Here is a 15,137-nt window from a genome sequence, read left to right on the forward strand (position 1 = left end):
CAGGGAGGTCAGCTCTTGGAGCCGGAGAGGGCGACGCTCTGGACGAAGTGCCGCTGCAGGAAGACGTAGACGAGCAGCATCGGCAGGCTCGCGACGAGCGAACCGGCCATCATGATCGGGTAGTTCGTCTCGAACTGGCCCTCCAGGGATGTCAGCCCCGCGCTGATGGGCATCTTCTGCGGGTCGGTGTTGACGATCAGCGGCCACAGCAGGTCGTTCCAGGACCACATGGCGGTGATGACGGCGAGGGCGGCCAGTGCGGGCCGGATCAGCGGCAGCATGACCGACCAGAAGATGCGGAAGGGCCCGGCGCCGTCGATGCGGGCGGCCTCCTCCAGCTCCTTGGGGAGCGAGAGGAAGAACTGGCGCAGCATGAACGTGCCGAACGCGCTGAACATGCCGGGCAGGAAGAGCGCGGGGGCGGTGTTGAGCAGGCCGAGCCACTGGACGATGTCGTACTGCGGCAGGACGAGCAGGGAGCTCGGCACCATCAGCACGGAGAGGAAGAGCGCGAACAGCGCGTTGCGGCCGCGGAATTGCATGCGCGCGAACGCGTAGGCGGCGAGTGAGCAGAAGACGAGCTGACCGAGGGTGCGTCCGACGGTGTTGATGAGGCTGTTGGTGAGCATTTCGCGGAACGGCAGTGCGGTGAAGACCTCTTCGAAGCTCGACCAGTTCCAGGTGTCGGGCAGGAAGGTGGGCGGTACGCGGGAGGTTTCCGCGAGGGTCTTGAGCGCGGTGAGCAGCTGCCAGAGGAAGGGGAAGACCATCACGAGGGCGCCGAGCGAGAGGACGGCGTGGGTGGCGATGGATCCGGGGTCGACGCGGCGCCGGTTCCTGCGCGTCCGGGTGGGCCCGGTGGCTTGCTCGGGGGCGTGCGCAGGATGCTCGGGGGCGTGCTCAGGCATAGTGCACCCACCTCTTCTGGAGCCGGAACTGCAGGAAGGTCAGGCCGGCGATGACGAGCATGAGCAGGAAGGCGAGCGCGGCCGCGGCGCCCTGCGCGTTCTCCATGAACGCCCATTTGTAGAAGAGGCCGACGATCGACTGGGTGTCGCCGATCGCCGGATTCTTCTCGGCCATCATGATGTAGATCAGGTCGAAGGTCTGCAGTGAATTGATCATGCAGATGATGGAGGCGAAGAAGATGGTGGGGCTGAGCAGCGGCAGGGTGATGGTGAAGAACCTGCGCAGCGATCCTGCCCCGTCGAGTTCGGCGGCCTCGTAGTAGTCCTGCGGAATTCCCTTGATGCCCGCCATGAAGATGATCAGGTAGTAGCCGGTGGTCGACCAGACGATCACGGTGCCGATCGCGTAGACCGCCGTGGAGGGGTCCGACACCCAGTAGTGCCGGTCCACGCCGAACCAGCTCAGGACTTCGTTGAGGAGGCCGAAGTCGCCGTTGTAGAGCCAGTTCCAGACCAGCCCGACGGCGACGGGCAGCGTCACGAACGGCACGAAGTACAGGGCCCGGTAGAGCGGGACGCCGCGCAGCCCGCGCCGGTTCAGGAGCGAGGCGACGACGATGGCGATCGGCAGCGCCATGAGGCCGATGAGGGTGTAGATCAGGGTGTTGCCGAGCGCCTGCCAGACGGTGACGTCCTTGACGACGCGGACGTAGTTGTCGGTGCCGATGAACGTGTGGCCGCCGAAGGCCCCGAATTCGGTGAAGCTGAAGTACAACGTCTGCAGCAGCGGCCAGAAGTAGAAGACGGCGAAGCCGATTCCGAGCGGCGCGACGAACCAGTACGCGGCCTTCTGGTTGCGGGACCGGGGACGCGTACCGGACGCGGTGGCGCGGCGCCCGGCCGCTTTCGCGGCCGCCGTGGCGGGAAAGACACTCATGAGGCGCGTTCCTCCTTCAGGGCCCGGTCCATCTGCTCGCCCAGCGTGCGGGCGGCGCTCTCGATGCCGCCCTTTCCGCTGAACGCGGCGCCGAGCAGCGGGTATTGGAGGTTCTCCCAGACGGCGGTGTTCTTGGAGCTCGGATAGGGCACCGCGTACTTCTGCATCTCGATGTAGTGCTTCAGATCGAATTCCGGCATCGCCTCGAGCCAGGCGTCCTGGGTTCCTTCGTACGAGGAGATGGTGACACCCGACTTCGACTGGATCTCGGCGGCTTCGCGGCCCGCCATGAAGTGCACGAACTTCCAGGCCGCCGCCTTCTTGCGGCTCTTGGCCGAGATCACGTTGGCCAGGCCGTGGATGATGGTGGCCCTGCGCCGGCCCTTGGGCAGGACGGCGAGGCCGCCGTGGTCCCTGAGCGCGGGGACGGCATACATCTGCCCGGCCATCGCGGAGACGTCGTAGTTCATGGCGACCTTCTCCGACCAGTAGCGCACCCGGCCGATGGACTCGACCATCGCGCTCTGCGGCGGTGACCAGCCCCGGTCGACCATGTCGGTCAGGAAGCGCAGGCCCTCGATGGACCGCTCGTCGCCGAAGCCCGAGCGGCCGTCCTCGATGACGTATCCGTCCGCCTGGCAGATGGCCGGGTAGATCTTGAACTGCCGGTCCATCTCGGCGGCGAAGCCGTGCACGCCCTCACGCGGATCGGTGAGCTCGGCCGCCGCGTCGCGCACGTCGTCCCAGGTCCAGCTCGCGTCCGGGTACTTGATGCCCGCCTTGTCGAACAGCTTCTTGTTGTACCAGAGGCCGATGGTGTCGAAGTCCTTGGGAAGGCCGTACTGCGTGCCGCGGTAGGAGTAGAGCTTGACGAGGGCTTCCGGGTGACGGTCCACCGGTGTGGCATCCGCCTTGATGTGGCCGGAGAGCGGTTCGAGGACGCCGCCTGACGCGTACAGCTGGAAGTTGACGGCGTTCATCCAGAAGACGTCGGGGGCGGTGCCGCCGCGCATCGACGTCTTGAGCGTGGTCCAGTAGCTCGCCCAGGGCGTCAGTTCGATCCGCACGGAGATCCGCGGGTTCGCCTTCTCGAACGCGGCGATGATCCCTTCCATGCCCGGCACCTGCGCCGGGTCCCACATGCCGTACGAGAGCGTCGTCCTGCCCCCGCCGCCCGAGCCGTCGCCCCCGTCGGAGCAGGCGGCGAGCAAGGGGGCCGCCAGCGCCCCGCCGAGCAGTGTCCTTCTGCGCATGTGCGCCTTCGCCTCCCGGGAAGTCGTCGGGCGCCGCCGCGGTCCGCCCCCGCACCGGGGCGCGCCGTCAGGACGCCGTGTCCGCGAGCAGTTCCTCCTCCACGTGGTCGAGCGCCTTGCGCACGGCGCCGATGGCCACGCCCCGTCCGCCGAGCGAACTCAGCGCGATGCGCGGGACGTGCAGGGTCATGGGGCGCAGCCGCTCGGCGAGCAGTGGCACGAGGTGCCGGCCGACCGCTGTCGCCCCGCCGGTCAGCACGATCAGTTCGGGGTCGACGGCGAGGCAGAGGGCCGCGACGCCGGGCGCGAGCCGGTCGGCGAAGTCCGCGACGGCGGCCAGCGCACGGGGGTCCGAGGTGTCCGCGGCACGGGCGAGCGCGGCCACTTCGGACTCCCCTGCGCGCCGCGCGCCCGGCCAGCGCAGGGCGTCCTGCGCGCTGCTCATGCCGAGCAGCGGCAGCATGCCGAGCTCGCCCGCGCCGCCGCGCCTGCCGCGGTGCAGCCGGCCGCCGATGGTGAGGCTGCACGAGACCCGGTGCCCGGTGAGCACGCAGACGACGTCGGCGGCGAGGGTGGCGGCGCCCTGCCAGCGCTCGGCGAGGAGCGCGAGGTTCACGTCGTTCTCGACGAGGGTGGGGCCGGGCTCGCCGTCCTTGAGGAGCCGCCCGAGGTCGACGCCGGACCACTCGGGCACCACGACGGAGGTGACGACCCCGCTCGTGTCCACGGTGCCGGGCACGCCCACGCAGCGGGCGAGGACGGCGGCACGGCGCGGGGCGTGGGCGGCGAGGAAGCTCTCCACCGCGTGGCGCAGCAGGTCGATCCGGGCGCCGCCGCCGAGCGCCGGGTCGACGTCGCGGCGGTGGGCGGCCAGGACGGTGCCGCCGAGGTCGGCGAGGAGCAGGACCATCTTGTGCGGGCCTATGTCGGCACCGAGCACGTAGCCGGCCTCGGTGCGGAAGCGGAAGCGGCGGGCGGGGCGCCCCGGCGCGCGCTCACCCGGGTCCCCCGCCGCCTCGCCGACGAGCCCGCGCTCGGTGAGCTCGTCGACGGCGGCTTCCACGGTGGGGCGGGAAAGGCCGGTGCCCGCGGCGAGTTCGGCGAGGGTGCGCGGGCTGCGGCGGTGCAGCGCGCGCAGTACGACGGTGGTGTTGAGCCGTCGTAACGCGACGAGGTCGTGCCCGCGCGCCGTGTTCCGCATCAGTGCTTCACCCCGTATCCGCGCGACAGCGGCCGCGTCACGGGCGGTGACGTCCACCGGCCCGCGGAATTAGAAAGGAGATTTGCACAACTCGGGCGACTCGGGAACCCCCCGGACGGCACGGATTCGACGAGCAGGGCGTGAGGTCAGTCGAAGTACGACTCCAGCGTGCCGCGGCGCCGCACGTCGAGCGTCGCGCAGTGGAACGAGCCGCCGAACGGGGCGTAGTGCAGCAGGTCGCACGGGATCGTCTCGAAGCCCCACTTCTCCAGCGCGCGCAGCATGCCGGTGTGGTGCCGCTCGGCGATCACCCGCTTCTCGTCGACCATCAGAACGTTCATGCTGAGCCATTTGCCGCACATGGAGGTCATCTTGAGCAGCCGCTCGTCGAGTTGATCGGGCTCGGGGGCGACCAGGACGTCCCACGAGCTCAGCACGTCGGGCAGGCGGTCGACGTCGATGTACTCGGGGTTGATCATGACCTTGCCGGGGGCGAGCGGCATGAACGTCGTGTCGATGTGCATGGGCGTGCGGCAGCGGCTCTCGATCTCGTGGATGCGGTAGCCGGGCCCGAGGTGGCGGCGCAGCCATGCGATGCCCATGCGGTTGGTGACGTTGCTGCGGGTGACGAACAGGTCGCGGCCGGCGCGTACGAAGTCCGCCGCGTCGAACACCGGCTCGAACTCGGTGAGGACGTAGCGCATCGGCTCGTCGGGGCCGGGCGGGCGGAAGTCCTCCTCGTACAGCGTGTCGAGGAGCTGTGGCCTCGGTGCCGCCGTCCAGCGCGCGCCGCGCCGGAAGTAGTCCTTGAGGAGCTCGCGGTAGGAGTGCGTCTCGAAGTACCGGCAGGGCCATGCCATCGGCGTCTCGATGATCTCGTCGCCGACGACGAGCAGGCCGTCGCGCGGGCAGGCGTTGCAGAATCCCCGCGACGACCAGTCGGGGGTGGCGAAGTGCCGCTTGTGCTCGACCGCTTCTGGGCGGGTGACCGTGACGCCGAGGGAGCGCAGGAGAGTGATGAATCCGTCGAGTTCCCGCTGGGCCGGCGCGAGCAGCCGGTGCGGGTACTCGAAGCCCGCGGCGAGCCCTTGCAGCCGCGCCGCCCAGGGCGGGATGTTGCAGGTCACGACCGGGTGGCTGGAAGGGATCGTCGCCCCGTCGAGGCGGCCCACGACGACTTCCTCCAGCGGGTCCCACTCATTGTGCGAACCGACCGGCGAGACGAGGGGTTCGCGGATCGGCTCGCCGCCTGTCGGCTCTTCCAGAACTGCGGCTTCACGCTCCACCGCCATGCTCGGCCACTTCCATTCACTCACACACAGGAACCGACAAATCGCCCGGCTCAAGGCTTTATCACGGGCGGACCGTCCATCGGCGCATGCCGCGCCTGCCACCGCGCCCGGCCCCGTCCCTGACACTGCGTCACCACGGCCCGGTTTACAGAGGTGAGCGGTCCGTGAAGATCCAGGTGGGGGTACGTGCGCACGGTGTCGCCGCATGGGGCAGGATGACGTCCGCGCCGGGCCTGGTCTCTCGCCCCGCGCGACCGAACTCCCGGAATCGAGCAGGTATCACAAGGTGACGTCACTTCACATACGCCGCGTGGCGGGGCATTCGCTCCGCACGACGAACCACTCCTCCCGTGCGACGGGAGTGAACCGATGACCCGTGCGCTCACACTGCACGACTGGATGGTCGCCGGCATCGCGGTGGCCGCCGGCATCGTGGCGGGGCTGCTGCTCCGTACCCTCCTCCGGTGGCTCGGCGTACGGGCCAGCCGGACCCGGTGGAGCGGTGACGACGTCATCGTCGACGCCCTGCGCACCCTCGTGCCCTGCGCGGCCATCACCGCCGGGCTCGCCGCCGCGGCGGGCGCGCTGCCCCTGACGGCGCGCACCGGACACAACGTCTCCATGACGCTGACCGCGCTGCTCATCCTCGCGGCCACGCTCACCGCCGCGCGGATCGTGACGGGCCTGGTCAGGGCGGTGGCGCAGTCCCGCTCCGGGGTGGCGGGCTCGGCCACCATCTTCGTGAACATCACGCGGATCGTGGTGCTCGCGATGGGCTTCCTCGTCGTCCTGCAGACCCTCGGCATCTCCATCGCGCCGCTGCTCACCGCGCTCGGCGTGGGCGGCCTCGCGGTCGCCCTGGCCCTCCAGGACACCCTCGCCAACCTCTTCGCGGGCGTGCACATCCTCGCGGCGAAGACCGTGCAGCCCGGCGACTACATCCAGCTCAGCAGCGGGGAGGAGGGCTACGTCGTCGACATCAACTGGCGCAACACGACCGTGCGGCAGCTCTCCAACAACCTCGTGATCATCCCCAACGCCAAGCTGGCGAGCACCAACATGACCAACTTCAGCCGGCCCGAGCAGGAGCTGTCGATCACGGTGCAGGTCGGGGTGAGCTACGACAGCGACCTGGAGCACGTCGAACGCGTCACGACGGAGGTCGTGGACGAGGTGATGACCGACATCACCGGCGCGGTCCCCGACCACGAGGCGGCCATCCGCTTCCACACCTTCGGCGATTCGCGGATCAGCTTCACGGTGATCCTGGGCGTCGGCGAGTTCAGCGACCAGTACCGGATCAAGCACGAGTTCATCAAGCGCCTGCACCAGCGCTACCGCGCCGAGGGCATCCGGGTGCCCGCCCCCGCGCGCACGGTGACGGTCCAGCAGGGCGAGCTGCCCCCGCCGCTCGGGATCCCGCACCAGCGCGGCACCTCGGTGTCCCCGCAGATCCACTGAGAGCCCCGGCCGGGGGCCTGCCCGGTGGCCGAGAACCCGGCCGGGCCGCAGGCTCGGCGCGCTGCCTCCGGGCGGCGCCGTCCGGTGGCAGCGCGCCGCGCCCCGTGATCCACTCGCGGGCATGGGGCACGACCACGGCCCGGCCGCGGCGACGGCGGGCGGCACGCTCAGCGGGACGTACCGCGACCGCCTGCTGTGGACCATCGGCATCAGCGGCACGATCACCGTCATCCAGGTGGTCGGCGCGCTCCTGTCCGGCAGCCTCGCGCTGCTCGCCGACGCCGCGCACAGCCTGACCGACGCGGTGGGCGTCGCGCTGGCGCTCGGCGCCATCACCCTCGCCCAGCGCGCGCCGACGCCGCGGCGGACCTTCGGGTTCTACCGGGTCGAGATCTTCTCCGCGGTCCTGAACGCGCTGCTGCTCGTCGCCATCTTCGTCTGGGTGCTGTGGTCGGCGATCCGTCGGTTCAGCGAGCCGGTTGAGGTCAAGGGCGGCCTCATGTTCGTGGTCGCGGTGGGCGGGCTGCTCGCCAATCTGGTGGGGCTGTGGCTGCTGGGGGACGCCAAGGAGAAGAGCCTCAACCTGCGGGGCGCGTACCTGGAGGTCCTCGGGGACGCGCTCGGCTCGGTCGCCGTGATCGTGGGCGGCCTGATCATCCTGTTCACGGGCCGGCAGGCCGCCGACCCGATCGCCTCGATCGTCATCGGGGTGCTGATCGTGCCGCGTGCGTACGGGCTGCTGCGGGACTCCGTGCACGTCCTGCTTGAGGCGACTCCGCAGGACGTCGACCTCGGCGAGGTCCGCCGGCATCTGCTCGCGGAGCGGGGCGTGGTCGCCGTGCACGATCTGCACGGCTGGACGGTCACCTCGGGCATGCCGGTGCTCACGGCGCACGTGGTGGTCACCGACGAGGCGCTCAGGGACGGTTACGGAGCACTGCTCGGCCGCCTGCAACGGTGCGTCGGGGGCCACTTCGACGTGGCCCACTCGACGATCCAGCTGGAGCCTGAGGGGCATGTGGAGGAGGGCGGGGCGCTGCACGCGTAGGGTCACCGGCTGCTGCGCACGCGGAACCGCCGGTTGCTGCCCACGCGGGGCGCCACCCGCCGGAACGTGCTCCCCGAGTGCCCCGAATTGCCAGATCTGCAAGGCGGGATGCCAGTTGCTGACGTTTCGGCTGAGACTCGCTCCACGGAAACCGAGGGAAGGAACCCGATCCGATGGAGCACATGGAGCACATCGACGCCGCGGCGTACTGGGACGAGGTGTACGCGGAGCTGCCCACGCCCACCGATCCGCGGCCGAACACCCGCCTCGTCGAGATGGTGAGCGCCCTGCCCCCGGGGGACGCCCTGGACCTCGGCTGCGGTGGCGGCGGTGACGCGCTGTGGCTCGCGGGCCGGGGCTGGCGGGTCACCGCCCTCGACGTCTCGGACGTGGCGATCACGCGCCTCGGCCGGCTGGCCCGCGCACGCGGCCTGAGCGAGCGGATCACGGCCCGACAGCACGACGCGCGCGCCTCGCTGCCCGGCCTCGAACTGGACCTGGTCACCGCCCACTACTTCCAGACCCCCTACGAGCAGGACCGGTCGGCCATCCTGCGGGCCGCTGCCCGGCTGCTGCGCCCGGGCGGCCTTCTCCTGGTCGTCGACCACGGTTCGACGGCGCCGTGGTCGTGGAACCAGGACCCGGACGTGCGCTACCCGACCGCGCGGGAGGTCGCCGAGCAGCTGCGCCTGCCTCCCGCGCAATGGCCGGTGGAGCGGGCGGACGCGCCGCGCCGGGTGGCGACCGGTCCCGACGGGCGCACCGCGGAGGTCATCGACCACGTGCTGCTGATACGCCGAGCTCGCTGACGCCGCCCCGCGTCACCCGGCGCCCCCGCCCCGACGCTGACGCGCCACCGCCTCTCCCCTCCCCGCACACCACGTCCCGCCGCACAAGGAGTACGCCGTGCCCACCGCTTCCTCCCGCCGCAACGACACCCCGCCGCCCCGCACCGCGAACAGCGAGGCCGAAGTCCTGCGCGGGTTCCTCGACTACCTGCGCGCCTCGATCGCCGCGAAGGTCGAAGGAGCCGCGGAACCGCAGGTCCGGGCGGCGGCGGTGCCGTCGGGCACGAGTCTGCTCGGGCTGCTCAACCATCTGGTCGCCGTCGAGAGCGCGACGTTCCTGGGCGAACGGATCACCGACTGGCCTTCGACGCTCCGGCCCGCCCCGCAGGACGGTGTCTCCGACGTCGTCGCCCGCTACCGGGCCACCGTCGACCGCGCGAACGAGGTCCTCGACACGTGCACCGACCTCGGCGCGCCACTCCCCCGCCCGGATCGCCCGAGCCCGGCGCCGAGCGTCCGCTGGGCGCTCACCCACATGATCGAGGAGACCGGCCGGCACGCGGGCCACGCCGACATCCTTCGCGAACTCATCGACGGCAGCACCGGGCGCTGAATCGCGTCGACTCCGGGGTGCATACGATCTTACGATCGCCGGATGGCAACCACCACATATCTGTGTCAGGGCCCGCGCGTGGCCATACGCCGGGTCCGCCGTCAGGACTACGAGGAGATCGCCGCACTGCGCGCCGAGAGCGCGGACATGCTGCACCGCTGGGTCGGCGGCGGCGAGATGTCGGTGGAAGCGTTCGAAGCGTTTCTCGCGCGGTTCGAGCAGCCCACCCATGAAGGCTTCGTGGTCTGCCTGCACGCAACCGGCGCGATCGTGGGCGGCGTCAACATCAACAACATGGTGCGGGGCGCCTTCCGGAACGGCACCCTGGGCTACACCGCGTACGCGTCCACGACCGGCCGCGGCTACCTCACCGAAGGCCTGGGCCTCGTCATCGAGTTCGCCTTCGACGAGCTGGGACTCCACCGGCTCGAGGCGAACATCCAGCCGGACAACACGCCCTCGCTGAACCTCGTCAAACGCCTCGGCTTCCGGTACGAGGGATACTCGAGCGCCTTCCAGCTCATCAACGGCGAGTGGAAGGACCACGAGCGCTGGGCCATCACGGCGGAGTAGCGCCGGGATGACGCCCGACAGCCGGAGCGGCACGCCTGCGGTCAACTCGCGTTACCCGTGAGGCTGTTGACGTCCAGTGGTGCACCGCTTCACGATGAAGGGCCTCCTGTGGCGGGGGCTCTCCATCTGTCTCGCGGAGGTCACTGTGCGCTTGTCCTCATGGCTCGGCTCTCTCGCGGCGGCCGTGCTGGCCCTCTCCGTCCTTCCGGCCTCCACCGCCGGGGCGGCGGCCGATCCGTCGCCGCCGCTGGAGATTCCGGCAGCCGAGCTCGCCAAGGCGCTGCACTGCCGGACGGACCTCGACGACCCGCGCCGGGCCGACGACAAGCCGACCGTCATCTTCGTCCCGGGCACCGGCCTCAAGGGCGAGGAGAACTACGCCTGGAACTATCTGTCCGAGCTCGAGAAGAAGGGCTACCAGGGCTGCTGGGTGGACTCCCCCGGCCGCGGGCTCAGGGACATGCAGGAGTCCGTCGAGTACGTCGTCCACGCGGTGCGCACCGTCCAGGAGCGCACCGGCCGGAAGGTGGACCTGGTCGGGCACAGCCAGGGCGGGCTCCTGACGGCGTGGGCCCTGCGCTACTGGCCCGACCTGGCGGACAGGGTCGACGACATGGTGACGCTGGGCTCCCCGTTCCAAGGGACACGGCTCGCCAGCCCCTGTCGTCCGATCGCGGAGATCGCCCGCTGTCCGGCCTCGGTCCTGCAGTTCGCCCGCGATTCGAACTGGACGAAGGCCCTCGCCGCCGGCGGCACACCGATGCCCGCGGGCCCGTCGTACACCACGATCTACTCGTACGCCGATGAGTCCGTGATCGCCGACGGGCAGCCCCCTTCGCTACCGGGCGCCCACCGGATCGGGGTCCAGGACATCTGCCCGGGGCGACCGTGGCCGACCCATATCGCCATGGTCGTCGACCAGGTCAGCTACGACCTGGTCGACGACGCGATCGAGCACCCGGGCCCCGCCGACTCCGGCCGGATCGACCGGGCGCACTGCGCCGAGCCGATCATGCCGCTCAACAGTGCGGAAGCCGTCAACGCCCTGCCGGGTCTGCTCGATTACCCGGTCGAGCTGCTGATCCACAGCCAGCCGTGGGCCGACGCGGAGCCGCCGTTGCGCGACTACGCCCGCTGACGCGGCCGGTCAGGCGGTGTACGGGATGATCGTCCGGTACTTGCCGCCGTCGCCCTGCCGCGGCGGCTCCTCGCCCCGTTCCACGGTGACGTTGTCGAGTTTGTTGTCGGCGAGCAGGCGGGTCAGCCCGTCGTGAGCGTTCCGCCACACGCGCTCGTCGTCGGCTCCGGGGGCCCGGACCAGGCGCACCCGCAGGGTCGAGGGCTGTGTCTGCTCGATCTGGAAGAGTTCCACTCCGGGCATGCGGTCGAAGAGGCTGCTGAAGGCGAGCGGGGCGAGCCGGACGTCGTCGCCGCGGCCCGAGGGGAACGTGAGGATGTCACCGGCCCGGCCCTGGACCCGGATCGCGGGTGACGAGGCGCCGCACGGGCAGGGGTCGGGCCGGAGCATGACGCTGTCGCCGAGGTCGTAGCGGAGGAACGGCTGTACGCGGTTGGCGAGGTTGCTGATGAGGACCGTGTGCGAGAACTCTCCCGGCGGTACGGGCTGGTGGTCGGCGTCGACGGGTTCGAGCACGGCCCAGTCGTCATTGACGTGGTACCAGCCCTCGACGCAGCCGTGGCTGAGGTACGTGCACTCCGTCGCGCTGTACATCGTGCGCACCTTGGCGCCGAAGGCCTTCGCGATGCGGTCGGTGTCGCTCTCGCTCATCGTCTCGCCCGCGGGCTCGATCAGCACCGGGTCGATGTGCAGGCGGCCCGCCTCCTGTTCGGCGGTGAGCAGCATGATCGTGCTGGTGTAGCCGATGATGAACGCCGGTCGGTAGTCGTTGAGCTCGGCCACCAGCTTCGACATCGGCTCATGCACGGAGAGCGCGCGGAGCAGCTTGCTGCGCCCGCCGCCCTCCATCGCCATCCGGGAGTATCCGGCGAAGCCGACGTAATGGCCGTCGGTGGCGACGAGTTGGGCGAAGCGGCCGCCGTGGGCGAGGGCGCGGGCGATGCCGAGGGGGCCGAGCCAGGAAGCGAGCACCCGGGACGAGACGGCGGACGACACGGTCATGTACCGGTCGTCGAGGACGAACAGGCCGCGCCTGCCGCTGGTGCCCGATGTGGTGGCCACGAGGTAGCGGCCGAGGAAGCGGCGTCCGATCAGGTCGGGATCGTCGGTGAACGCGCGCACCTTCTCGAAGGTGATGTCCCGGTCCGTCGCCCAGTCGTCGAATTGGTCCATCAGCCGCTTCTTGTCGGTGACCGGCAACAGCGTGGGGTCGTCGACCCGTTCGGGCAGACCGCGGTAGAGCTCCTGGTAGTACGGCGACGCGGAGCGGGCGTAGGCGACCAGGTCCGCCAGTCGGTCGCCCCGGCGCCGCGCGACCGCGGCCGCGCCCTGCTTGCGGGCCTTGCGGTTGTCCCGCATCAGCCACGACATGCTCTCGCTCATCGTCTTGCGCTCCTTCGGGTGGCAGCCCCGGCCCGGTGGCCGGCCTGCCGGAGTTCGGCGGGGACGTACGTCTGAACGTCTACCCCGCCGCTGTCGGGGGGTGATGGGCGCCGGAGGGCCGGCCCCGGGCGGGGGCGGCCCCCGGCCTGTCCCCTGCCCGCGGTTCCCGCACGTCATCCATGGCACGACGATCGCGGATGCGCGGTCGGACAAGGCCCCTTGAATGGCGCACAGTCACCCCAAAAGGTGACAAGCCCGTCCTGGAGGCGCCCGGACCGGTCGAGTGGCCGACTGCCACTGCTTCACACGGGGCCGGATCCAGCCACTCGGCGCCCCAGGCCCGCACACACGGCCGCTCCACGACCACACGTCCGGGGCGCGTGCGCTGCGGTTTCAGGGTGGCGCGGGCAAACGCCACCGTCATAATCGAGACCCATCACGCCCCGTCGGCGCCACAAGAAAACAACCGGCCAGAATCGGCCCGCAGGGTTATCCGACCGACCTTCACACACGCAATAGAGATCATCTACTTTCGATCACCGGGGACCGTGTAAATGTCGCAGGCCAACGGCGGATACAGATCATCAAACCAGCAGGCCGTAATATTCCCGCAAAATGGGGGCGCCCGCGCGAGTGGACCGAAAGTCGAGGCCGACTCCATCGGGCCTTCAGCGCTACCGGGCGATCACGCCTCACACCTCTCGCTTCACCAGAGACAGTGTCAAGCATTCATATGGAACTTATCTTAAACTTGCCGCTCACATTTCGTTCACATGAGAATGCGACCCCAAAGAAAAAGGGAGTGTCTCATTCCGCTCCGTTGCCATCTTACCTACGTTGCTCTTTAAACTTTGAGCTGTGCATGATCAGGAGCGGCTATGCGGTGCGGCGACACCGTAGTCAGCGTTCCTGGCGAAGGGAAAGATCTTGTCTGCCTCCTCCCCACCCGATATGTCGGACCCCTGGATACGTCGTTTCCGGCCCCGTCCGGAAGCCGGCGTTCGCCTGGTCTGCTTCCCCCACGCGGGCGGCTCGGCCACCTACTACCAGCCACTGGCGCAGTCCCCCACGCTGCTGCCCGAGGCGGAAGTCCTCGCGGTGCAGTACCCCGGCCGGCAGGACCGGCGCAGAGAGCGGCTCGTGGACGAGATCCCCGTCCTCGCCGACCTGGTCACCAAGGCGCTCCTGCCCTTCGGCGACCGGCCGTTGGCCTTCTTCGGCCACAGCATGGGCGCCGTCCTCGCCTATGAAGTCGCGCAGCGGCTGGGCGAGCGCACGGGCAACGAACCCTGCCATCTGTTCGTGTCGGGGCGCCGTGCGCCCTCCGTCTTCCGGCCGGGGACCGTACACCTCCTCAGCGACGCCGAGTTGGCGGCCGAGCTGCGCCGCGCCGGGGGCACGGACCCGCTGTTCCTGAACGACGAGGAGTTGCTCGCGGAGATCCTCCCGATCGTCCGCAACGACTACCGGGCGATCGAGCTGTACTGGTGGACCCCCTCGCCTCCGCTGGCCTGCCCCATCACCGCGCTGATCGGCGACCGGGACGCGCAGGCCACGCGGGACGAGGCGGCGGCCTGGCGGCAGCACACGGACGGGCCCTTCGACCTGAAGGTCTTCTCCGGGGGCCACTTCTACCTCAATACGCATCAGCAAGGCGTCTCGGAGATCATCTCCAAGGCCCTGACGGACCGCGCACAACAGCCGGCGACGACAAGGGGGACGGCCCAGTGAAGTACGAGATGTTGGGCCCGCTCCGCGTCAGGAACGGAAACAAATACTCCACCATCAATGCGCAGAAGGTCGAAGTCGTCCTCACCGTCCTGCTCGTCCGCGCGGACCAGCTCGTCTCTCTGGAGCAGCTGATGCGGGAGATCTGGGGCGAGGACCTGCCCCGGCGCGCCACCGCCGGGCTCCATGTGTACATCTCCCAGCTCCGCAAGTTCCTCAAGGTGCCCGGCACGGCGGGCAATCCCGTCGAGACCCGCGCGCCGGGTTACCTGCTGCGCAAGGGCGACGACCGGATAGACGCCCAGGTCTTCCCCGAACTCGTGAACACCGGAAGGACATTGCTCAGAGAGAAGCGGTACGACGAGGCGGCTTCGCACTTCGGCCAGGCGCTCGCGCTGTGGCGCGGTCCGGTCCTCGGCCAGGGCGGGAACGGGACCGTCGCCAACGGTCCGATCATCGACGGTTTCTCGACCTGGCTGAACGAGATCCGCCTGGAGTGTCAGGAGATGCTTGTCGAGTGCCAGCTCCAACTGGGCCGCCACCGGGAGGCGGTGGGCATGCTGTACGCCCTCACCGCGGAGAACCCGATGTGTGAGGCGTTCCACCGCCAGCTCATGCTGGCGCTCTACCGGTCCGAGCGGCAGGCGGACGCGCTGAAGGTGTACCAGTCGGTGCGCAAGACGCTCAACGATGAACTGGGGCTCGAACCGGGGCGCCCGCTGCAGGAGTTGCAGCGGGCCATACTCTCAGGCGACACACACCTGATGGCGCCGCCTCTCGCTCTGTCCGGCCGCTGACCCCGGCAGAACGAGCC

14 protein-coding genes are annotated in these 15,137 nt (G+C 69.9%); 8 read left to right on the forward strand and 6 right to left on the reverse strand.

All coding sequences use genetic code 11. From position 1 onward, the window contains the following. Nucleotides 1–8 precede the first annotated feature (8 nt). From AC07DI_RS09655 to AC07DI_RS09675, 5 genes are all read right to left on the reverse strand, one after another. The gene (locus tag AC07DI_RS09655) at nucleotides 9–908 is read right to left on the reverse strand and encodes a carbohydrate ABC transporter permease (RefSeq protein WP_478903402.1); all 900 of its coding nucleotides are present in this window, start codon (nucleotides 906–908) and stop codon (nucleotides 9–11) included. After that, nucleotides 901–1,845, reverse strand: a complete 945-nt coding sequence (locus AC07DI_RS09660) for a carbohydrate ABC transporter permease (RefSeq protein WP_478903404.1) — start codon at nucleotides 1,843–1,845, stop codon at nucleotides 901–903. The genes AC07DI_RS09655 and AC07DI_RS09660 overlap by 8 nt, the downstream gene beginning before the upstream one ends. Next, a complete protein-coding gene (locus AC07DI_RS09665; RefSeq protein ID WP_478903406.1) occupies nucleotides 1,842–3,098 on the reverse strand; it encodes an ABC transporter substrate-binding protein in 1,257 nt (418 codons plus the stop codon). The genes AC07DI_RS09660 and AC07DI_RS09665 overlap by 4 nt, the downstream gene beginning before the upstream one ends. A 67-nt stretch (nucleotides 3,099–3,165) precedes the next feature. Next, the gene (locus AC07DI_RS09670) at nucleotides 3,166–4,299 is read right to left on the reverse strand and encodes an ROK family transcriptional regulator (RefSeq protein ID WP_478903408.1); all 1,134 of its coding nucleotides are present in this window, start codon (nucleotides 4,297–4,299) and stop codon (nucleotides 3,166–3,168) included. Nucleotides 4,300–4,445: 146 nt separating this feature from the next. Then, nucleotides 4,446–5,591 carry an amidinotransferase gene (locus tag AC07DI_RS09675; protein WP_478903410.1) on the reverse strand — a complete coding sequence of 382 codons (1,146 nt, stop codon included), beginning with the start codon at nucleotides 5,589–5,591 and terminating at the stop codon, nucleotides 4,446–4,448. Nucleotides 5,592–5,960: 369 nt separating this feature from the next. Here AC07DI_RS09675 and AC07DI_RS09680 point away from each other — a divergent pair, with 369 nt between their 5' ends. The 6 genes from AC07DI_RS09680 to AC07DI_RS09705 all read left to right on the forward strand — a co-directional run bounded on the left by AC07DI_RS09680 (nucleotide 5,961) and on the right by AC07DI_RS09705 (nucleotide 11,212). Continuing rightward, entirely contained in the window at nucleotides 5,961–7,052 is a 1,092-nt protein-coding gene (locus tag AC07DI_RS09680) for a mechanosensitive ion channel family protein (RefSeq protein ID WP_478903412.1), read from the forward strand. Nucleotides 7,053–7,173: 121 nt separating this feature from the next. After that, on the forward strand, nucleotides 7,174–8,100 hold the full coding sequence (locus AC07DI_RS09685) for a cation diffusion facilitator family transporter (RefSeq protein ID WP_478903414.1): 927 nt from the start codon (nucleotides 7,174–7,176) through the stop codon (nucleotides 8,098–8,100). Nucleotides 8,101–8,282: 182 nt separating this feature from the next. Then, the gene (locus AC07DI_RS09690; protein ID WP_478903461.1) at nucleotides 8,283–8,909 is read left to right on the forward strand and encodes a methyltransferase domain-containing protein; all 627 of its coding nucleotides are present in this window, start codon (nucleotides 8,283–8,285) and stop codon (nucleotides 8,907–8,909) included. Between the two features lie 97 nt (nucleotides 8,910–9,006). Next, the gene (locus tag AC07DI_RS09695; RefSeq protein ID WP_478903416.1) at nucleotides 9,007–9,501 is read left to right on the forward strand and encodes a DinB family protein; all 495 of its coding nucleotides are present in this window, start codon (nucleotides 9,007–9,009) and stop codon (nucleotides 9,499–9,501) included. 42 nt (nucleotides 9,502–9,543) lie between these two features. After that, a complete protein-coding gene (locus AC07DI_RS09700; RefSeq protein ID WP_478903418.1) occupies nucleotides 9,544–10,074 on the forward strand; it encodes a GNAT family N-acetyltransferase in 531 nt (176 codons plus the stop codon). 145 nt (nucleotides 10,075–10,219) lie between these two features. Beyond that, entirely contained in the window at nucleotides 10,220–11,212 is a 993-nt protein-coding gene (locus AC07DI_RS09705) for an esterase/lipase family protein (RefSeq protein ID WP_478903420.1), read from the forward strand. A gap of 9 nt (nucleotides 11,213–11,221) precedes the next feature. Here the strand turns inward: AC07DI_RS09705 and AC07DI_RS09710 are convergent, their stop codons facing one another. After that, a complete protein-coding gene (locus tag AC07DI_RS09710; protein ID WP_478903422.1) occupies nucleotides 11,222–12,595 on the reverse strand; it encodes a phenylacetate--CoA ligase family protein in 1,374 nt (457 codons plus the stop codon). Nucleotides 12,596–13,546: 951 nt separating this feature from the next. On the opposite strand from AC07DI_RS09710, the gene AC07DI_RS09715 reads away from it, so the two are divergent. Together AC07DI_RS09715 and AC07DI_RS09720 are read left to right on the forward strand one after the other, a co-directional pair. Next, complete coding sequence (locus tag AC07DI_RS09715; RefSeq protein ID WP_478903424.1) at nucleotides 13,547–14,326, forward strand: thioesterase II family protein; 780 nt, start codon at nucleotides 13,547–13,549, stop codon at nucleotides 14,324–14,326. Continuing rightward, nucleotides 14,323–15,120, forward strand: a complete 798-nt coding sequence (locus AC07DI_RS09720) for an AfsR/SARP family transcriptional regulator (protein ID WP_478903426.1) — start codon at nucleotides 14,323–14,325, stop codon at nucleotides 15,118–15,120. The genes AC07DI_RS09715 and AC07DI_RS09720 overlap by 4 nt, the downstream gene beginning before the upstream one ends. Nucleotides 15,121–15,137 lie beyond the last annotated feature (17 nt).

The organism is Streptomyces sp. NPDC044106 (genome assembly GCF_056433985.1).